This is a genomic window from Lebetimonas sp. JS032 (assembly GCF_000523315.1).
GTDB lineage: Bacteria > Campylobacterota > Campylobacteria > Campylobacterales > Nautiliaceae > Lebetimonas.
On the sequence record NZ_ATHS01000001.1, the window covers coordinates 834105 to 855662 of the forward strand.

Here is a 21558-nt window from a genome sequence, read left to right on the forward strand (position 1 = left end):
TAAAAAGGCTAATTATGAAAATAATTTCAGTAATAGGCTTGGGCTATGTAGGATTGCCGCTAGCAGTAGCATTTAGTAAGAAATATAAGGTAATAGGGTTTGATATAAATCATAAAAGAATAGAAGAGCTTAAAAAAGGAATAGATAAAACCCTTGAAGTCAGTGAAGAAGAGCTAAAAGAAGCAATAAAAAGAGGTATAGAATTTACAAGCAATTTAGAAGATATTAAAAAGGCAAATATTTATATTGTAACAGTTCCAACTCCAATAGATAGACATAAAAATCCGGATTTGACTCCTCTTATAATGGCCAGCAGAAGTGTTGGAAAAGTATTAAAAAAAGGGGATATTGTAATATATGAAAGCACAGTTTATCCAGGATGTACAGAAGAAATATGTGTGCCAGAGCTTGAGAGAGAAAGTGGATTAAAATGTATTTTTTCTTCAAACTCACAACTCACAACTCACAACTCACAAAAACCGGAAGGTTTTTTCGTAGGTTACTCTCCAGAGAGAATAAATCCGGGAGATAAAGAGCATACTGTCACAAAAATAAAAAAAGTAACATCAGGTTCAACTCCAGAAATTGCAAAAGAGATAGATGAACTTTATGCAAGCATAATCGAAGCAGGGACACATTTAGCACCAAGCATAAAAGAGGCAGAAGCGGCAAAAGTAATAGAAAACTCTCAAAGAGATATAAATATAGCTTTTGTAAATGAATTAGCTTTAATTTTTGATAAACTCGGAATTGATACATTAGATGTATTAGAAGCAGCAGGAACAAAATGGAACTTTTTAAAATTTAAACCGGGGTTGGTAGGAGGGCATTGCATCGGCGTTGACCCATACTATTTAGCATATAAGGCAAAAGAGATAGGGTATCATCCAGAAATTATTTTAGCTGGTAGAAGAACGAATGACAATATGGGAATATTTGTAGCAAATAAAGTAATAAAACTAATGATACATAAAGGCCATACAATAAGAGGCAGCAATGTATTGGTTTTGGGAATAACATTTAAAGAGAATTGTCCAGATATAAGAAATAGTAGAGTTATAGATGTAATAAGAGAGCTTCAGGATTTTGGAGTGAATGTAGATGTATATGACCCTTGGGCAGACAGGGAAGAAGTAAAAAGAGAATACAATATTGATTTGTTACCTACATCCTTCATCCTTAATCCTTCATCCTTAAATTGTTATGACGCAATTATTTTAGCAGTAGCGCATAATGAGTTTAAAGAATTAGAAAAAGAAATAAAACAACTCAAAACCCAAAACCCAAAACTCACAATTTATGATATTAAAGGCTTTTTTGATAAAAGTTTAGTGGATAAAAGGCTTTAATTGCTAAAAAAACTCAATTTTCTTCTTACAAAAAGAGATAAACTTTTTCTTTTATTTTTGCTTCTTTTTTCTATTTTTGTTTCTTTAATTGAAACAATAGGAATCGGTATTATTATGCCTTTTATTAGTGTTGCAAGTGATTTTAAAGAGATTCATTCAAATAAATATTTTGAATATTTTTATACTTTATTTCATTTTAAGAGTGAAATTAATTTTGTAGTAGCTTTTGGAATAGGCTTAATTATATTTTATATTTTAAGAAGTGTGATTAATCTATTTTATTTTTATTTGCTTAACAGATTTTCTTTTGGAAGATACCATTTGGTAGCATACAGGCTTTTTGAAAATTATATGGGGCTTAGTTATGAAAAATTTATAAATAAAAATTCTTCTCTTATGATAAAAAGCATAATAAACGATGCTAATAATGTAATAAACATTATTTCAAATTTTTTGTTTATGCTAAGTGAAATATTCGTAATGATTTTTATTTATGCAATGCTTGTATATGTAAACTGGAAAATGACTTTGCTTTTAACTCTATATCTTTTAATCAATGTGGCTATTCTTAAAATATTTGTTACTAAAAAAATAAAAAAAGCCGGAATTGAAAGGGATACTTTTCAGGCAAAATTTTATGAAATATTAAATAGCTCTTTTGGAAATTTTAAAATAATAAAACTTAAAACAAAAGATAAAGAAATTTTAGATAAATTTTCTTTTGCTTCTTTTGGATTTGCTAATGCTAATATTAAAAATCAAACCCTTGCTCAATTTCCAAGACTTTTTTTAGAAATGGTTGGATTCTCACTTGTAGCTTTTATAATTATTTATTTAGTTTTGAAATATCATACGGATATAAGAGGGGCACTTCCAATTCTTAGTATTTTTGTTTTAGGTCTTTATAGACTGCTTCCGAGTGTTAACAGGGTGTTTTATTCTTATAATCAGATTGTTTTTTATTCAAAATCATTAGATGTAGTGCATAATGAATTGATTTATGAGCCTGAAGAGTTAGGGGATGAAAAGATAGAGTTTAAAAAAGAGATAAAATTAGATAATGTCGGTTTTTCTTATGGAGAAAAAGAGGTTTTAAAAGATATAAATTTAGTAATAAAAAAAGGTGAAAAGATAGGAATTGTAGGTGAGAGCGGCAGTGGAAAATCTACTTTAATAGATTTAATTATAGGACTTTATCGTCCAAAATACGGTAAAATATTTATAGATGAAAATCTGCTTAATGAAAAAAATATAAAATCTTGGAGGCAAAAAATAGGATATATTCCTCAGATGATTTATTTAAAAGATGGAAGTGTGGCTGAGAATGTTGCTTTTTTAGAAAAGATTGATGAACAAAAAGTAAAAGAAGCTTTAAGAAAAGCCAATATTTTAGATTTTTTAGAAAAACATCACGAGGGAATTTATACTCATATAGGCGAAAATGGAATAAAGCTCAGTGGAGGTCAAAGACAAAGAATAGCAATAGCAAGGGCTTTATACAACGACCCTGAAATTTTAGTATTAGATGAAGCAACATCCGCCCTTGATAATGAAACAGAAGCAAAAATTATGGATGAAATATATAAAGTAGGAGAAAATAAAACTATGATAATAGTAGCCCATAGACTTTCAACCCTTGATGGATGTGATAGGATAATTAAAATAGTAAATGGTGAAATAAAATGATTTTTTCAGTAGTTACTCCTACTTTTAATAGAGCTAATAAACTTCATAGAGTGTTTAATAGTATAAATAATCAAACATTAAAAAAAATTGATGATAAATATATTTTTGAATGGATAATAATTGATGATGGAAGTACAGATTCTACAAAAGAACTAGTTAAAAAATGGCAAAAAGAAGTTGATTGGCCAATAATTTATATTTATCAAGAAAATAAAGGTAAAGCACAGGCTTTAGTAAAAGGTATTGAGATAACAAAAGGAGAGTTAACATTAATTGCTGACAGTGATGATGAGTTTTTACCTGAAACTTTTGAAACATTTTATAATATTTGGAATTCTTTTAGTAACAAAGAAAAAGATAAATGTAGCGGTATAGCAGTTTTATGTAAAGACCAGTTTGGAAATAGAGTTGGATGTAATTTTCCTAAAGAAGGGGTTGTCCTTCTTAAAGAGAGTGTATTTAAATGGAAAAATTTACCATTAGGTGAAACTTGGGCTGCTATAAATTCTAAAAATTTAAAAAAATATTTTGTTATTCCAGAAGAGGCTAAAAAATTAAAATTTATTCCTGAGAGTTTTTTTTGGGATAAAATTGCTTTTAATGAAATTAATAGCTTTTCATATGTTATTAATAAAGTTCTACGGATTTATTATAAAAAAGAAGATGATAATATTAGCAATAATATTAGACAAAAATATCCAGAAGGATTTTTATTTGAATCAAAATGGTTTGTAACAAAGTATTTGAAAATTGCTTGGCGATATCCAAAAGTCTATTTAAAGCATATTATTAAGTTAATCTATTTTTCGTGGAAGGTTAGGAATGGAGCAAGATAAAGCAGGAGAAAATTATTGGAATTCAGTTTGGAAGGAAAAAATGGTTATAGATGAGATAGATATTAATTATTATACAAATAGACTTCTTCATAACCTATATCAAAAATATTTTAAATTTGATAAAACAAAAAAAGTATTAGAGATTGGTTGTGCATTATCTGCAAATCTTTTATATTTTAATAAATATTTTGGTTATCAAATTAATGGATTTGATTATGAAGTAGACGCTGTTAAAAAGACAATAAATATATATAATACAATGAATTATAAAGCTAATATTTTTCATCGTGATTTTTTTTCAAAAGATGAAACAGACAAATATGATATATTAACTTCTTTTGGTGTATTTGAACATTTTGAAAATATTGAAGATAGTATTGCTCATACAAGGCATTATTTGAAAGATAATGGAATTATACTTACTGTTATACCTAATATGAATGGTATTATTGGATTACTCCAAAAGTTACTAAATAAACCTGTTTATGATGTTCATATTCCTTATACAAGAGAAGATATTAAAAATGCACATGAAAAAGCAGGTTATAATACACTTTTTTGTAACTATTATGGTCTTTATCAAGCAGGGGTTATTAATTTGACAGGTAATAAATTTGGAAATATACTTCGTAAGTTGTTAGCGATACCAGGAAAACCTATATATTACCTTTACAAACTAACTAAAATACCTTTTGATTCTAAATATATTTCTCCTTATATTATTTATATTGGAATATTAAAACCATGAAACTACTCTTTATCATTTCTTCACTCTCTTCCGGTGGCGCAGAAAGAGTAATGTCAATTCTTGCTAATAAATTTGTTGAAACGAGAGAAGTTGTAATTGTTACAATGGCAAAAACTGACTCTTTCTATCCTTTGCATAAAAATATTAAACATATTAAACTTGATCTATTAAAAAATTCAAATAATATTTTCCAAAGTGCTATGAATAATTTATACAGAATAAAAGCTTTTGTAAAAATTTTTAAAAAAGAGAATCCTGATGTAATTATTAGTTTTATGACTCATACTAATATTTTAGCAATTATTGCATCTAAAATTGCAAGAAAGAAAATCATAATATCTGAGAGAATTGCCTATGACTACTATGGGTCTAAAATTCTAAATATTATTCGTCGATTTGTTTATCCATTTAGTGATGCTTTTATAACGCAAACTTATGCAGATCTTAAAAATTATAGTTTTTTAAAGCATTCTTATGTAATCTATAATCCAATAGAAACTGAAAGTTTTGACACAAATATAAAAAAACAAAATATAGTTTTAGGAGTAGGGCGACTTGATAAACAAAAAGGTTTTGACAACTTAATCAAGGCGTATAGTAAACTAAATACTAATTGGAAACTATACATTGCTGGAGAAGGTAATGAAAGAAAAAATTTAGAAAAATTAATAAAAAATTTTAATTTAGAAGAAAAAGTAATACTTCTAGGAAAAAGAAAAGATATTTTTGAATGGTATAAAAAAGCTTCTATTTTTGTCCTCTCTTCAAAAAAGGAGGGATTTCCAAATGTATTGATAGAAGCAATGGCTTTTGGTTGTGCAGTTGTTAGCTTTGATTGCCCTTATGGACCTAATGAGATTATAGAAAATGGAGTAAATGGAATTTTAGTAGAAAATCAAAATATCGAAAAATTAGCTTTTTCTATACAAAAGTTAATAGATGACGAAAATTTAAGAAAAAAACTTTCAAAAGAGGCAATGAAAGTTAGGGAAAAATACAGTATAGAAAGAATAGTAAATAAGTGGGAAAATATAATAAAAAAGGTTGTAAATGAATAAAATAACTGTTTTAATTTCTAGTCATTCTAAGGCTTTTGATCTTTGGGCAATTACAGATTATTTTTTATCAAAATATTGGAATGATATTAAAATATATTTAGGAGCAAATGGTGAAGATATGCAATGGAATTATATTAATGATGGTAAGGATATATCTTTTTCAAAAAGTTTATTAAGTTATTTAGAAAGTATTGATGATGAATATTTTATTTTAATGCTTGATGATTTTATAATATTAAAAGAAGTAGATAACTCTAAAATAGAAAAAGCTTTTGAATTTATAAAGTCAAAGAATGGAGTGTATTTAAGACTGATTCCAAATCCAAAAGGAGATATTAAAATAGATGAAAATTTTTCAAAAATTGATGTTAAAAAAGGCGTACCATATATCACTTCACTTCAAATGGCAATTTGGAAAAAGGAATTTCTTATACAACTATTAAAATATGATTTTAATCCTTGGGAATTTGAAATAAAAGCTGGAAAAACTAAGAAGGCATTGCAAAATTATGATAAGTTTTTTGTTACTAATTGTGAGTTTATAAATTATACTCATTTTGTAGAAAAAGGGAAATTTTATCCGTTTATTAAAGATCTTCTAAATGAAGAAGGTTTAAATATAGAGATAAATAGAAATTTTATTGATATGCAAAAGATAAAAGAAAATAAATTGAAAGTTATTTTGAGAAATTTGGTTCCAAATAAATATCAAAATAAGTTGAGAAAAATTTTAGGTAAGAAAGAATTATGAATATTGTTTTAGCAATCCGTTCTCTTGATATTGGTGGAGCAGAGCGTCAATTTATAGAGTTGGTTAAACATATAGATAAAATTAAATTTGATATAACTGTTTGTACTATGTATGGTGGAGTGCAAGAAAATATTATTAAGAATATACTAGGTATTAGATATATTAATTTAGAGAAAAAAGGAAGATATGATTTTAGTTTTTATTTTAAGTATAAAAAATTATTAAATGAAATTAATCCTGATGTTATTTATTCTTTTTTAGGTGAAATGAATCTTTTTTCTTTATGGTGTAAACCTAAACAAACAAAACTTATTTGGGGATTTAGAGCTTCAAATATGGATATGAAAAAATATGGAAAAGTTGCCGAGCTTCTATTTTGGTTACAAAAAAAGTTTTCAGGAAAAGTAGATAAGATTATTGCAAATTCTTATGCAAGTATTGAGTTTCATAAACAAGAGGGATTTTTTATGAATAATGCTATAGTTATTCATAATGGCATAGATACAAATAAATTTAAAAGAGATATAGAAAAAAGAAAAGAATTTAGAAAAAAATATAATTTAAATAAAAATGATATAGCTATCGGTATTGTAGCAAGAATCGATTACATGAAAGGATATCCAGTTTTTAGCAAAGCTGCAAAAAAAATATTGGAAAATTATAAAAATGTAAAAATTTTTGCTATTGGTGGTGGGAATGTAAATATAAAAAAAGAGTGTGAAGAGATACTAGGAGATTATAATAATACAAAATTCATCTGGTTGGGGAAAAAGACAAATGTGGAAGATTTTTACAGTGGATTTGATATAGCTTCTTCTTCTTCTTCTTTTGGAGAGGGATTTAGCAATTCTATTGCAGAAGCTATGAGCTGTGAGGCTCCTTGTGTAGTAACTGATGTAGGGGATAGTGCTTTAATAGTTGGAGATTGTGGAATAGTTGTTAAGCCAAATAGTGTGGAGGATTTATATCAAGGAATAGACAAAATGATAAATAGAGATTTTAAAAATTTGGGTAAAAAAAGTAGAAAAAGAATTATTGAAAACTTTTCTATAGAAAAAATGGTAAAAAAAACTGAAGAGGAAATAATAAAATGTGTGGAATAGTGGGGTTTAATTTTAGTAATAAAAATTTACTAAATGAAATGCAAAAAGAAATTGCTCATAGAGGTCCTGATGACAGAGGAGAATTTATAGATAAGAATGTTAGTTTAGGGCATGTAAGACTTTCTATTCTTGATTTAACTACGCATGGTCATCAGCCAATGGAGTTTGAAAATTTGGTTTTAGTTTATAATGGAGAGATTTATAATTTTAAAGAAATAAGAAAAGAGCTTGAAAAAGAAGGGTATAGATTTTTTTCTAATAGCGATAGTGAAGTTTTATTAAAAGCTTTTCATAAATGGGGTAAGGAAAGTATAGATAGATTTAGAGGAATGTTTGCTTTTGCTGTATATGATAAATTAAATAAAAAACTTACTCTTTGTAGAGATAGAGTTGGAGTTAAGCCTCTTTATTACTATTTTGATGGTAAAAATTTTATTTTTGCAAGTGAATTAAAAGCTATTAGAAAATATAAAAAATTTGAAATAGACAAAATTTCTTTGGCTCAGTTTTTTGAGTATGGATATATTAGTAGAGATAGAAGTATTTTTGAAGGAGTTAAAAAATTACTTCCTGCTTATTTTTTAGAATTTCATTTAGAAACTAAAAAAATTAATTTAAAACAATATTGGAAATTTGAAAATTATTTTAATGTTTCTGCAAAAAAAGAAGAAGATATTATTGATGAATTAGAAGAAATATTAATTAAAGGTATTAAATACAGAATGGTTAGTGATGTTGATGTAGGGGTTTTTTTAAGCGGAGGGGTTGATAGTAGTTTAGTGAGTGCTATTTTACAAAAGCATTATGGAAATATTCATACATTTACTATTGGATTTAAAGAACAAAAATATAATGAATCAAATTATGCAAGAAAAGTTGCTAATTATATAAAATCAAATCATACTGAATATATTTTAGGCATAAATGAAGCAAAAGAAATTTTATTAAATAAATTTAGTGATATTTATGATGAACCATTTGGAGATAGCAGTGGAATTCCTACTTATTTAGTATCAAAAATAGCAAAAGAAAATGGAGTAAAGGTTGTTCTTAGTGCGGATGGAGGAGATGAGCTTTTTTGTGGATATGAGAGGTATTGGTATAGTTATAATTTAGGCAAAAAAATAGATAACATCCCTTTAAAAAAACTTTTTTATCATTTTATTGATAAATTTGAAAATTTATTAATAAATATTCCTATTAAAAATATGGAACATAAACTTGGTTTTTTAAAAAATATTTTAAAAGAAAATGACTGGCAATTTATTTATGAAACAATGATAAAGAATTATAGGGATGATATAAAAAATTTGGGATTAAAAGAAAATAGAGTTATTAAAGATTATTTTAAATTTGGAGAAAAATTTTCCATTATGCAGGCAATGATGCTTTGGGATTTTTACAATTATTTACCTGATGATATTTTAGTTAAAGTAGATAGAGCAACTATGGCAAATTCAATTGAAGGAAGAGAACCTTTACTTGATAATAAAATTATAGAATATTCAGCAACAATTCCGTTTAATTTAAAATATAAAAATGGTGAAAGTAAATATATATTAAAAAAAGTTTTAGAAAAATATCTTCCAAAAGAACTTATCTATAGAAAAAAACAAGGTTTTGGAATTCCTGTTTTTGAGTGGTTTAGAAGTGATTTAAAAGAATTGTTTAAAAAATATTTTAATGAAGATGATATTATAAATATGAATTATATTAGAGATTTACAAAAAAGTTTTGAAAATGGGAAATATGTAAATATTAATAAATTGTGGTTTGTTTTAGTATATAAAATGTGGAAGGAGAAGTATTATTAATATCTCAATTCTTATCTATTCCTTAGCAAGTGGGGGGGCTGAGAGGCAGGTTAGTATTTTGTTAAAAGAATTGAATAAAAAATATAATGTTACATTAGTTTTGATGAATGATACAATTTTTTATGAAGTTCCTAAAAATATTAAGATAGTATATATTGAAAAATCAGCGCCATTTGAGAGTGGAGTTAAAAAACTTCTTAAACTTCCTTTTTTAGCATTGAAATATAAAAAAATCTTAAAAGAAAAAAATATACGAGTTAGCCTTAGTTTTATGAATAGGCCGAATTATATAAATTCTTTAACAAAATTATTTGGAAGTAAAGTTAAAATAATTATTAGTGAAAGGGCTATGCCATCTCTTCAGCATAAAAATGGAATTCAGGGTAAAATAAACAGGTTTTTAATTAAAACTTTATACAAAAAAGCAGATGTTGTAGTGGCTAATTCAAAAGGAAATCAAAAAGATTTAAAACAAAATTTCAATATTAATGCAAAAGTTATTTACAATATGTTAGATTTTGATTGTAAAAAAGAAGAAAAATTTAAAAGATTTACTTTTGTAACTATTGGAAGATTGGATGAAGGGAAAAATCATAAATTACTTATTGAAGCTTTTAAAAAAGCTAATTTAGATGCAGAATTATTGATTATAGGAGATGGATATTTAAGAGATGATTTAGAGTTTATGATTAAGGATTTAGGGCTTAAAGATAAGGTAAAATTATTAGGTCGTCAAAAAGATGTTTTTAGATTTTTATCACAAGCTGACTGTTTTGTTTTTTCTTCAAACTATGAAGGCTTTCCAAATGTTTTACTTGAAGCTTTAGCTTGTAATTTACCTGTAATTTCTACAGATTGTAAAAGCGGTCCAAGAGAAATTTTAGCACCGGATACTACCTTTACAAAGCAGACTAAAGAAATAGAATTAGCTGAATACGGAATTTTAGTACCTGTTGGAGATGTCGATAAAATGGTTGAAGCTATGAGAATGATATATAAAAATAGTGATTTAAGATATAATTATGAACAAAAAGCAAAAAAAAGAATTAAAGAATTTGAAGTAAAAAATATTATAAAAAAATGGGAAAAAATAATAGGAGAAAAAAATGAATTTTTTTGGATTTTTAAAGGTTGAAGATAAAAGTAACTGGAAAATTATTTTGTTTTATATATTAGTAGCTTATATTTTTAATATATGGGTTAGGTTTATATATGTGGATATAATTTCTCAAATCCCTGTCTGGCAGTTTAACGGCACTTATATTATAAATAATCCGGATGGGTTTTATTATGCAGAGGGTGCAAGGGATTTTATAAACGGATTTCACCAAAAAAACGACCTCTCTCCTATTTATAATGTTACTTCAGATTTTACTGCGCTTGTGAGTGAATTTTTTCATATTCCTCTGGATAAAGTAATTTTTTATTTACCAGGAATTATCGGAAGTTTGCTTGCTGTACCTTTAATTCTGATTGGTGAAGCAATAGGGGGCGCGTTTTTAGGATTTTTGGCAGCTCTTATGGCGCCTATGGTTTGGAGTTATTATCACAGGACGATGTTTGGATATTATGATACCGATATGTTGACGGTCGTACTCCCCACATTTGCAATATGGGGGGTGCTGTGGAGTTTAAAAAATAAAAATATAAAATATTTCTTTTTAACCCCTTTAATTGAAATTTTTATGATTTACTGGCATGACGGACTTTATAATGTAGCAAACGGTATTTTTATAATGAGTTTTGTATATTTATTATATTTGAAATTTGTAAAAAAAGAAAATATTTTTATTGAGAGTCTGTTTTTACTGTTTTTGATAGTGCCTCTTTTACCAATAGATATCAAATTTAAAATAGCTGTTTTAATATTACTACAAATATCGGTTTTTTATATAAAAGATAAAATCAATTTAAAATTCGAAAAAATTTTTTATTTAATTGTTTTAGGAATTTATATAATTGTTATAGGAATTCCTTGGATAAATGGAGTATTGCATAGTTCTTATTTCACAAGAGCTGTTGTTAATTCAGATGATGGATTTAAATATTATGATGTTGTTAATACCGTAAGAGAAGCCGGACACATCAGTTTTGACACATTGGTTCACAGAATAAGCGGAAGTTATGCAGGTTTTTTTGCGGGAGCATTGGGTTATTTATTGTTAATTCTCAGATATCCTCAAATGATAATTTCTCTTCCTATGGTCGTATTGGGACTTTTTGCAGAGAGAGGTGGTCTTAGATTTACTATTTTTGCAGTTCCGTTTTTTACATTGGGAGATGCCTATATTGCTTATTTAATAGCAAAATTAATTTCAAAAGCATTTATTAATGAAAAAAATTCTTTTTATTCTAAGTATATAGTGTCTTTTTTATTAATGGTAGGATTTATTTATCCGAATTATAAACATATTCATGAGTATATTACGCCGGCTGCAATGAATAAAAATGAAATTGAAACACTTGTTAAATTAAAACATCTTTCTAAAAGAAACGATTATGTACTAAGTTGGTGGGATTATGGGTATCTTATCAGGTATTATTCAGATGTAAAAACATTGGTTGACGGCGGGAAACACAGCGGGGATGTTGATTTTCCAGTAAGTTTTGCCTTGACAAGGTCGGAGCTTCCTTCATATAATAGTGCAATTTTAGATGTATATTTTACTGAAAAACATTTTATTGATAAGAAAAAATTTGATTTTATAAAAGATATAGAAAATTATTATAAAGTTAAAATTAATACGACCAAAGATTTGGAAAATTTTTTATCACAAAAAATTCCTCTTCCAAAAATCAAAGAGAACATCTATTATTTTTTACCGTTAAAAATGTTGGATATTTTTCCTACTGTTTCTGTGTTTGGTTCCATAGATATAAAAACGGGAAAAGTTCAAAACCACTTTTTTTATAAAGGCAGATTAAAAAAACAGGGAAGATATTTATTGCTTGGACAAATCCCGATAGATTTAAGTAAAGCTGAAATTATTTTAAATCAAAGAACTATACCGGTTAAAGAGATAGATTTAGTTGCGTATACAAAGGGCGGTAAGCTTTCAGTGAGAAAAGAGAGACTGAGAAAGAGTGGATTAAATTTAATTATCATGCAGAGTTACGGTGAAGGATTAATTTTAGATGACTTTTTTTATAACTCTACTTATATTCAGATGTTTATATTTGAAAATTATGATAAGAATTTATTTAAACCTATAATTATTACTCCTTATGTTAAAATTTACAAGGTGGTTAAACATTAATGTGCGGTATTACCGGGTTTAATTTTGAAGTAGATGAAAATTATATTTTTAACTCTTTACACCACAGAGGCCCTGATGAAAAAGGAAAAATAAAATTAAATAATTTTTCTTTTTTTCATACCCGTTTATCAGTTCAGGATATAACTCATGGTCATCAACCTTTTAGATTTAATGAATATGTTATTGTTTTTAACGGAGAAATTTATAATCATTTAAAATTAAGAAATTTACTTAAAGACTTTAATTTTAAAACCTCTTCCGATACAGAAACACTTCTTTATCTTTTTATTAAGTATAAAGAAAAAATGTTTGAAAAAATAGATGGGATGTTTGCTTTTGCTATTTTGAATATAAAAAAAAATACTTTATTTTTAGCAAGAGACAGAGCCGGTAAAAAACCTCTTTTTTATTATAAAAAAAATGAAAAATTTGGATTTGGCAGTGAGCTTAATGTATTTAAGTTTTTAGATTTAGATATTGATGAAGATGAAATAAAATTATTTTTATCTACAGGGTTTTGCTCAACTCCTTATAAAAAAATCAAAGAATTTCCTGCCGGAAGTTTTGCGTATGTTAATTTAGATAATTTAGATATGAAAATAGAAAAGTATTTTGATATTTATGATTTTTATACAAAAGAAAAAATTGATTTAAATTTAGAAGAACTTGATAATATTCTTACAAAATCGGTAAAAGACAGATTATTAGCAAGTGATGTGGAAGTCGGAGCGTTTTTAAGCGGAGGGATTGACAGTGGACTTGTGGTGGCAAAGATAAGTGAATTTAAAAAAATAAAAACTTTTACTGTCAGGTTTGAAGGAAGTTTTGATGAAAGTAATTTGGCAGGATTAGTTGCTAAAAAATACGGAACGGAACATTATTTAATAGATATTAAAATGGATGTAAAAAACAATATTGAAAAAATATTAACTTCTTATGGAAAACCTTTTTTTGACAGCAGTGCAATTCCAAGTTATTTTGTTAGCAGGGAAGCAAGAAAATATGTAAAAGTTGTTTTGAACGGAGACGGGGCTGATGAGTTGTTTGCCGGTTATAGAAGATATGTGCCATTAGCATTAGGATTAGATAATGTTGCTAAAAATTTTAAATTTTTATTACCTTTTCTTTCTCCTAATAGTAGAGGAGTTAAAATGTTTTTATATAGGTTAATCAGGGCTTCAAGTAAAAAAGGAATTCATTGGTATAATGTTTTATTGAATGATTTATTTGAAGATATTTATGAATTTAAAAGTAAAAAAATAGATGATTTAGATAAATTTATAAAAAATGTAAAATTAAATAATTTGGATAAATTAATGTATTTAGATTTTGTTTTAAATTTAATAGAAGATTTGGTTGTGAAAATGGATATTGCCACAATGATTAATTCACTTGAAGCAAGAAGCCCATTTTTGAGCAAATATTTTTTAGAATATGCTCCATTACTAAAGTCTAAATATAAAATAAATTTTTTAACTACCAAATATGCCCTAAGGTTTTTAGCTAAAAAGTATCTACCACAAGAGTTAGTTAATGCTAAAAAAAAGGGATTTGAAATTCCTTTAACTGATTGGGTAAACAATGAGCTCAAAGATATTATAATGGATTATTTAAATTACGGTTTTTATAAAAATTTTGTAGATGAAAAGTTTGTTAAAAAAATAATTAATAGAAAACTAAATATTCCGGAAGAAAAAAGGGCTAAGATTATTTATCTGCTTTTCAGTCTGGAAGTTTGGAGGGCTAATGAAAATAGCGTTTCTTAGTCATTTTGATTTAAATTTATATCTTTTTAGACTACCTATTATGAAAGAACTTATAAAAAGAGGAAATGAAGTTTATGCTGTATGTCCAAAAGGTAATGTGTTTGATGAATTTAAAGATTACGGAGTGAATGCGGTTGAATATAAAATTGATAGAGGTAGTCTAAATCCTTTTAAGGAAATTGAGACAATAAGAAACATAAAAAAAGTAATTAAAAGTATAAAACCGGATATTTTACATACTTTTATGCATAAACCGAATATTTACGGAAATTTGGTTTTTCATAAAAATACAATAAATACTATAACAGGTCTTGGCAGTTTTTTTATTTATAATGATTTAAAAAGTAAAATAATTAGAAATATCATAGAAACTGGATACAAATTTACTGCAAAATCTTCAAAAAAAGTAATTTTTCAAAACAGTGATGATTTAGAATTATTTATAAATAAAAATATAATTCCAAGAGAAAAAGCAGTTTTAATTAAAAGCAGCGGGATTGATACCACTGAATGGAAAATGGAGGATTTAGGATTTAGGATTGAGGATTTGGGGATAAAAAAGGATAAACCGACTGTTTTGATGATTGCAAGGGTAATTAAAGACAAAGGTGTAGAAGAATATATAAAAGCTGCTGAATTACTTAAAGAAAAGGCCAATTTTTTATATGTAGGTGATGTAGACAAGGGAAATAAGAATACATTTTTACCTGATTGGAAAAATGTAAAATTTTTAGGATTTAGAAGAGATATAAAAGAATTAATTTCCATTTGTGATATTTTTGTTTTGCCTAGTTACAGAGAAGGAGTACCAAGAACACTTCTTGAAGCCGCTTCTATGTCAAAACCGATTGTTACAACAAATGCTCCTGGATGCAGGGAAGTTGTAGAAGATAATAAAAACGGATTTTTAGTGTCTGTTAGAGACTATAAAACATTAGCTAAAAAGATAGAAATCTTAATTGATAATACTGAGTTAAGGGAAGAATTTGGAAGATATTCAAGAGAAAAAGCAGTAAATGATTTTGATATAAAAGTTGTAGTAGATAAATATTTAAAAGTTTATGAGGAAATTTTAAGTGTATAAAAAATTTTTTAAACCTTTGACGGATAAAGTTTTGGCTTTAATTTTAATTATTTTATTTTCACCTATTATGCTTTTAACGGCAATTGCAATATACCTGTGGGATGGAAGACCTGTTATCTTTATGCAAGAGCGTCCCGGATATAAAGGAAGAATTTTTAAAATATATAAATTTAGGACAATGACTAATGAAAAAGATGAATTTGGAAATTTGCTTCCTGATGAAAAAAGATTAAAAGGAATTGGTAAAATTATTAGAAAACTAAGCCTTGATGAACTGCCTCAGCTTTTTAATGTATTAAAAGGTGATATGAGTTTTATTGGGCCACGGCCTCTTTTAGTTGAATATTTGCCTTTATATAATGAAGAACAGAAAAAAAGACACGATGTTTTACCCGGAATTACTGGACTTGCTCAGGTTAAAGGAAGAAATGCAATAAGCTGGAGAAAAAAATTTAAATATGATGTTTTTTATGTAAAGCATTTAAGTTTTAAGCTGGATTTATATATAATTTGTCAAACAATTATAAAAGTTTTAAAACAAGAGGGAATATCCCAACAAGGACATGCCACAATGGAGAAGTTTAATGGGAAAAATTAATGTTTTAATAACCAGTGCTGGTAGAAGAGTCAGATTAGTTGAAAATTTTAAATTATATGCAAATGTATTTACTTGTGATATGAATCCAAGTTTGAGTGCGGCTTGCCAGGTTAGTGATTATTTTTTTAAGGTTCCAAGAGTTACCGATAAAAACTATATAGATTTTTTATTACAACAATGTAAAAATTTGAATATAAATATGATTGTACCTACAATTGATCCAGAATTGGAAATTTTAGCTAAAAATAAAGAAAATTTTAAAAAAGAAGGAATTTTTATTGCTGGAAGTAGTGAAAATATATGTAAAACTTTTGCCTTAAAATCTTCTACTTATAAATTTTTTAAAGAAAACGGTTTTTTGACTCCTGAAATTGTAGATGATATTGAAACTGCAAAATATCCTCTTTTTGCAAAGCTTAATAATTCTTCTTTATCAGTCGGAGCTCAAAAAGTAAATTCAATAGAAGAAGCTAAAATATTGTTAAGTAAAAATAAAAATTATGTATTTCAAGAATATATAGATGCAACAGAGTTTACAGTAGATGTTTTTATAAATAAAAAAGGAGCGGTTATTTCAATTGTGCCAAGAGAGCGAATAGAAGTCAGATGCGGGGAAATTAATAAAGGAAGAACCAAAAAAGACAGTTTAATTATCAGTGAAGTTAAAAGATTATGTAATAAATTAAACGAAGCATATGGCGTATTGACTATTCAACTTTTTAAAAAAGATAATAAAATATATTTTATAGAAATTAATCCCCGCTTTGGAGGTGGATATCCTTTGAGTTGGCAAGCAGGCGCTGATTATGCTAAATTTTTGATAGATGATTATCTAGGAAAAGAACTGAAATATTTTGAAGAATGGAAAGATAATTTAATAATGTTAAGATATGACAATGAGGTATTGATAGATGGTAATAGTATTTGATTTAGACGATACTTTGTATGATGAAATAGATTTTGTAAAAAGTGGATTTAGAGAAATTAGCAAATATTTAGGAGATGAAAAATATTTTAATTTTATGTGGGAAGAATTTTTGAAAAATGGAAGCGGTAAAATTTTTGATAAGTTAATAAAAACTTTTAATATTGATACTGATGTAAAAAAACTAATAGAAATTTATAGATTTCATAAACCAAATATAACTTTGCCAAAGGAAAGTAAAGAAATTTTAGAATTTACTAAAAATTATGATACAGCTTTAATTAGCGATGGATATTATATGATGCAGCAGAATAAATTTTTAGCTTTAAATTTAGATAAATATATAAAATATCCCATTTTTACAGATTTTTATCATACTAAAAAACCTGAATTAAAACCTTTTAAAATGGTTATGGAAAAATTTCCTAATAAACAATATGTATATATATCAGACAATCCTAAAAAAGATTTTATTGCTCCTAAAAAATTGGGTTGGATTACTGTAAGATTTAAAAACAAAAAAGGAATTTATAAAAATATTCCTAACTGTGCTGATTATGGAGTTTATTCAAGAAAAGAGATTGTAGAGAAATTAAAGGAATTAGTATGAACGAATTTGACAAATGGAATGAATTAAAAAAACAAATAAATAATAAAGAGATAAATCTAAAATTTAGAGGCGGTGATATATTTTTTATGTCGATTGGTAAAAATGTGGGAAGTGAGCAAGTTGGAAAAGGCGAAGAGTTTTTAAGACCGGTTTTAGTATATAAAAAATTGTCAAAAACTACATTTTTAGGTATTCCTCTTACAAGTACGAAAAAAGATTGGTATTTTGAATTTCATTATAAAAACAAAATAAGTTATGCGATGTTTAATCAAATGAGAACTTTCGATATTAAGAGAATTAAGTTTAAATATGGAAGAATTAAATTTAATACATTTAAAAAACTTAGCAAAAAGTTAGAAGAATTTATTACTCCCTTAAAAAGGGAGGAAGACCCCTTAGGGCGTATAAGTGATAAAAGTATATCACAAACAAATAAAAATGTCAATAAAATTTACCTCTCACCCCCTCATATGAGCGGAAAAGAAATAGAGTATGTAAAAAAAGTGTTTGAAAGCAATTATATAGCGCCTCTTGGAGAATATGTTGATAAATTTGAAAATTCAGTAAAAAATTATACCGGTGCAAAAGCCGCCCTTGCTTTATGCAATGCCACGAGTGCACTTCATTTAGCTTTAAGGGTACTTGGAATAAAAGATTCTAAAGTGGCGGTGCCAACTTTTACTTTTATAGGTTCGGTTAATCCGATTTTGTATGAAAGAAACGAGCCTGTTTTTATAGATGTTGATGAATATTGGCATATGGATGCAGAGCTTTTAGAAAAAGCAATCAAAGAAAATAATATAAAAGCGGTTGTTTTACCTCATATTTACGGACAGGTGGCCGATATTGAACCAATAAAAGAGTTATGTGAAAAAAACGGTATTTATTTAATAGAGGATGCGGCTGAGAGTCTTGGGGCGTATTACAAATGGAAAATGGGAAATGGAGAATGGAAAATTGTGCATAGTGGGACAATAGGGGTCTTTGGGGTATATAGCTTTAACGGAAACAAACTCTTAACTACAAGCAGCGGGGGAGTGTTGGTCAGTAATGATGGGGAGCTTATAAAAAACGCAAGGTTTCTTTCAACTCAGGCAAAAGAGAGTGATTTTATAGAATATGTGCATAAAGAGATTGGCTTTAATTACAGGATGAGTAATGTTTTGGCGGCTATCGGTGTGGGGCAGATGGAGGTTGTTGAAGAGAGGATTGCAAAAAAAAAGGAAATTTTTGAGTGGTATCAGGAATTTTTAGATGAAGAGTTTATGCCGGAATTACCTAACACCAGGGGAACAAGATGGCTTACAACCGTTGTTTTTAAAAACAAAGACCCCTGGAAAGTTATGCAAAATCTTAAAGATAATCAAATAGAAAGCAGACCTCTTTGGAACCCGATGCATTTACAATCTCTATTTAAAGGGGTTAAAAGTTATTTGAACGGAAGAAGTGAAAAATTATTTAAAAAAGGACTTTGTCTTCCGAGTGGTACTGCTTTGAGTAAAAATGATGTCAAATATATTTGTGAGGTAATAAATGAGGTTAAGTGAAAAAGAGATTTTATCTATAAAAAAAGCTTTTGTTAAGATTTTTAAAAATGGAGAAATCTATCTTTTTGGCAGTAGAGTAGATGATAATTTAAAAGGCGGTGATATAGATTTGTATATTGTTTCTTCAAACGCTAATTTAGAAAAAAAGATAGAATTTTTAGTTTATTTAAAAAAGTTAATAGGTGATAGAAAAATTGATGTAGTAATAAATAAAAAAGGGCTTATTGAGAAAAATGCAAAAAAAGGTATATTATTATGGAAGAATTAAAAGAGTTGTTTAAAGCGATAGATAAAATTATTAAAAATGCTTTAATTGATTATAATGCTTTACTTCAAAAAGAAATTGATTCGGATTTTTTAGAGGATGTGGAAAATAGAAGATTAGCTAACAGTTTTTTATTTTATTTTGCAAAACTACAAGATAAAATAGGAGTAAAATTATTTAAAAAAGTTTTATATGAACTTCAGGAAATAGATAGTTTTGCTATTCCTTTTAGGGATGTTTTAGATATTTTAGAAAAATTAGAAATAATTGAAGCTGATGAATGGTTGAAAATTAGAGAAATAAGAAATGAATTATCTCATGAATATCCAGATGATATAGATGAATCGATAGAAAGTTTGAAATTAGCAATTAATTTTTTTCCAAATATGTTAAATATTTATCAAAACTTAAAGGAAAAAATTGAAAAATCTTCTTAAGCCCACAAAATTAAAAAGGGCTCTGTTTTTTTTAGCGGGTGATATTTTAATTTCTATTTTTACTCTTTTTTTAGCGTATCTTTTGAGGTTTAATTTTTCCATTCCAAAAGAATATTTAAATAATTTTTATGAAATAGCTTTTGTTTTTATTTTTTTTAAAGTAGCTTTTTATTATATTTTTAAGCTTTATTTTGTAAGCTGGAGGTTTTTTTCGCTTAAGGAGCTTAAATCTCTGCTATTTGCCACCACTTTGGCTTATTTGGCAGGAGGGAGTGTTTTACTTGTTTTTAGGCATTATTTTATTCCTTTTCCGAGAAGTGTAATTATAATAGATTATTTCTTATCAATCCTTTTTATAGGCTTTTTCAGAATTTCCAAAAGGCTTTTAATAGAAAAACTCTCAACCGATAAAAAACCGGCTGTTATAATCGGGGCCAATGAAAAGGCTGTTTCACTTCTAAAACAAAATATACCTTATTCGGTTTTGGAAATTTATGACAGTGAAAAAAATATAGTGGGGGCATATCTTTACGGATATAAGGTTGAAGATATTTCAGAAATTGCCGGCAATATTAAAACGGCAATTATTACAAAGGAGATGAGTCAAAAAGAACTTGACGGACTGGTCGGATTTTTGCAATCAAGAGGTATTGAAGAAATTAAAATATATAATCCTTTTGAAAATAGAATTAAAGATGTCTCTATTGAAGATTTATTAGCCAGAAAACCGAAAGATTTGGACAAAAACGCTATTGAACAATTTGTAAAGAATAAAAAAATCCTAATCACAGGTGCGGGCGGCAGCATAGGAAGCGAAATAGCGAGACAGTGTGAAAAATACGGCTCAAGTGAGCTTGTTTTGGTGGATAACAGCGAATTTAACTTATATTCGATTAATGAAGAGCTGAATATAAAAAGAAAACTTTATTTAACAGATGTAACCAAAAAAAATGATTTGGAAGAAATATTTAAAAACGAGAAGCCTCAAATTGTAATCCATGCGGCGGCATACAAGCATGTGCCTATGTGTGAATATAATCCGAAAAGTGCGGTTATCAATAATATCATGGGCACAAAAAATGTAATTGATTTATCTATAAAATATGAAATAAAAGATTTTATTTTAATTTCAACCGATAAAGCGGTAAGGCCTACAAACATAATGGGTGCAACTAAAAGGGTGTGCGAGCTGTATGCACAAAATATTGATTCTAAATTTACAAAAATATGTGCCGTAAGGTTTGGAAATGTGTTGGGCAGCAGCGGAAGCGTAGTGCCAAAGTTTAAAAAACAGATTGAAGAAAACAGACCTCTCACCGTCACCCACCCGGAAATTACCCGTTATTTTATGTTAATTCCGGAAGCCTGTCAATTGGTTCTTCAGGCAGGTTCTATGGCAAAAAACAAAGAGATTTTTATACTGGATATGGGGGAACCTGTAAAAATTGCGGATTTAGCTAAAAAAATGCTTAGACTTTACGGAAAAGATGAAAACAGTATTGAGTTTGTGGGTCTCAGGCCCGGGGAAAAACTTTATGAAGAGCTTTTAATTGATGAAGCAGATAAAAAAACAAAATATAAAGATATTTTTGTTGCAAAACCCACTTTTATGGATATTGATGAGTTAATTAAAAAAATTGAAGAATTAATAAGATTAGATGATGAAAAATACATTATTAAAAAATTAAAAGAAATAGTCCCCGAATTTGAACATAAAGATTGAC

At 27.2% G+C, this 21558-nt stretch carries 19 protein-coding genes; all 19 read left to right on the forward strand.

Going from position 1 to position 21558, the window contains the following annotated elements; genetic code table 11:
• The first annotated feature begins 14 nt into the window (after positions 1-14).
• From DZ65_RS0104645 to DZ65_RS0104735, 19 genes are read left to right on the forward strand one after another with little or no spacing between them, the layout of a single operon-like run.
• A complete protein-coding gene (locus DZ65_RS0104645; RefSeq protein ID WP_024791288.1) occupies positions 15-1349 on the forward strand; it encodes a nucleotide sugar dehydrogenase in 1335 nt (444 codons plus the stop codon).
• On the forward strand, positions 1350-3035 hold the full coding sequence (locus DZ65_RS0104650) for an ABC transporter ATP-binding protein (RefSeq protein WP_024790821.1): 1686 nt from the start codon (positions 1350-1352) through the stop codon (positions 3033-3035).
• A complete protein-coding gene (locus DZ65_RS10345) occupies positions 3032-3871 on the forward strand; it encodes a glycosyltransferase family A protein (protein WP_024790822.1) in 840 nt (279 codons plus the stop codon). The genes DZ65_RS0104650 and DZ65_RS10345 overlap by 4 nt, the downstream gene beginning before the upstream one ends.
• Positions 3858-4619 carry a class I SAM-dependent methyltransferase gene (locus tag DZ65_RS0104660; protein ID WP_024790823.1) on the forward strand — a complete coding sequence of 254 codons (762 nt, stop codon included), beginning with the start codon at positions 3858-3860 and terminating at the stop codon, positions 4617-4619. The genes DZ65_RS10345 and DZ65_RS0104660 overlap by 14 nt, the downstream gene beginning before the upstream one ends.
• The gene (locus DZ65_RS0104665) at positions 4616-5677 is read left to right on the forward strand and encodes a glycosyltransferase family 4 protein (RefSeq protein WP_084021913.1); all 1062 of its coding nucleotides are present in this window, start codon (positions 4616-4618) and stop codon (positions 5675-5677) included. Before DZ65_RS0104660 ends, DZ65_RS0104665 begins: the two co-directional genes overlap by 4 nt.
• Entirely contained in the window at positions 5670-6428 is a 759-nt protein-coding gene (locus DZ65_RS0104670) for a hypothetical protein (protein WP_024790825.1), read from the forward strand. Before DZ65_RS0104665 ends, DZ65_RS0104670 begins: the two co-directional genes overlap by 8 nt.
• Positions 6425-7531, forward strand: a complete 1107-nt coding sequence (locus tag DZ65_RS0104675) for a glycosyltransferase (protein ID WP_024790826.1) — start codon at positions 6425-6427, stop codon at positions 7529-7531. The genes DZ65_RS0104670 and DZ65_RS0104675 overlap by 4 nt, the downstream gene beginning before the upstream one ends.
• Positions 7519-9345 (forward strand): asparagine synthase (glutamine-hydrolyzing), encoded by a 1827-nt coding sequence (asnB, locus tag DZ65_RS0104680; RefSeq protein WP_024790827.1) that lies wholly within the window; start codon positions 7519-7521, stop codon positions 9343-9345. The genes DZ65_RS0104675 and asnB (DZ65_RS0104680) overlap by 13 nt, the downstream gene beginning before the upstream one ends.
• Before the next feature lie 13 nt (positions 9346-9358).
• Entirely contained in the window at positions 9359-10480 is a 1122-nt protein-coding gene (locus tag DZ65_RS0104685) for a glycosyltransferase (RefSeq protein ID WP_255327435.1), read from the forward strand.
• Positions 10452-12602: an STT3 domain-containing protein gene (locus DZ65_RS0104690; RefSeq protein WP_024791291.1), complete on the forward strand. Its 2151-nt coding sequence runs from the start codon at positions 10452-10454 to the stop codon at positions 12600-12602. Before DZ65_RS0104685 ends, DZ65_RS0104690 begins: the two co-directional genes overlap by 29 nt.
• Positions 12602-14368 (forward strand): asparagine synthase (glutamine-hydrolyzing), encoded by a 1767-nt coding sequence (gene asnB, locus DZ65_RS0104695; protein WP_024790830.1) that lies wholly within the window; start codon positions 12602-12604, stop codon positions 14366-14368. The genes DZ65_RS0104690 and asnB (DZ65_RS0104695) overlap by 1 nt, the downstream gene beginning before the upstream one ends.
• Positions 14349-15452 (forward strand): N,N'-diacetylbacillosaminyl-diphospho-undecaprenol alpha-1,3-N-acetylgalactosaminyltransferase, encoded by a 1104-nt coding sequence (gene pglA / locus DZ65_RS0104700; protein WP_024787516.1) that lies wholly within the window; start codon positions 14349-14351, stop codon positions 15450-15452. Before asnB (DZ65_RS0104695) ends, pglA begins: the two co-directional genes overlap by 20 nt.
• Positions 15445-16050, forward strand: coding sequence for a sugar transferase (locus DZ65_RS0104705; RefSeq protein ID WP_024787517.1), 606 nt, complete (start codon positions 15445-15447; stop codon positions 16048-16050). Before pglA ends, DZ65_RS0104705 begins: the two co-directional genes overlap by 8 nt.
• Positions 16037-16978, forward strand: coding sequence for an ATP-grasp domain-containing protein (locus DZ65_RS0104710; RefSeq protein WP_024790831.1), 942 nt, complete (start codon positions 16037-16039; stop codon positions 16976-16978). Before DZ65_RS0104705 ends, DZ65_RS0104710 begins: the two co-directional genes overlap by 14 nt.
• Positions 16962-17585: an HAD family hydrolase gene (locus tag DZ65_RS0104715; RefSeq protein WP_024790832.1), complete on the forward strand. Its 624-nt coding sequence runs from the start codon at positions 16962-16964 to the stop codon at positions 17583-17585. The genes DZ65_RS0104710 and DZ65_RS0104715 overlap by 17 nt, the downstream gene beginning before the upstream one ends.
• Complete coding sequence (locus DZ65_RS09905; RefSeq protein ID WP_024790833.1) at positions 17582-19132, forward strand: DegT/DnrJ/EryC1/StrS family aminotransferase; 1551 nt, start codon at positions 17582-17584, stop codon at positions 19130-19132. The genes DZ65_RS0104715 and DZ65_RS09905 overlap by 4 nt, the downstream gene beginning before the upstream one ends.
• The gene (locus DZ65_RS0104725; RefSeq protein ID WP_024787521.1) at positions 19119-19400 is read left to right on the forward strand and encodes a nucleotidyltransferase domain-containing protein; all 282 of its coding nucleotides are present in this window, start codon (positions 19119-19121) and stop codon (positions 19398-19400) included. Before DZ65_RS09905 ends, DZ65_RS0104725 begins: the two co-directional genes overlap by 14 nt.
• Complete coding sequence (locus tag DZ65_RS0104730; protein ID WP_024787522.1) at positions 19388-19834, forward strand: hypothetical protein; 447 nt, start codon at positions 19388-19390, stop codon at positions 19832-19834. Before DZ65_RS0104725 ends, DZ65_RS0104730 begins: the two co-directional genes overlap by 13 nt.
• A complete protein-coding gene (locus DZ65_RS0104735; protein WP_024790834.1) occupies positions 19818-21557 on the forward strand; it encodes a nucleoside-diphosphate sugar epimerase/dehydratase in 1740 nt (579 codons plus the stop codon). Before DZ65_RS0104730 ends, DZ65_RS0104735 begins: the two co-directional genes overlap by 17 nt.
• Position 21558 lies beyond the last annotated feature (1 nt).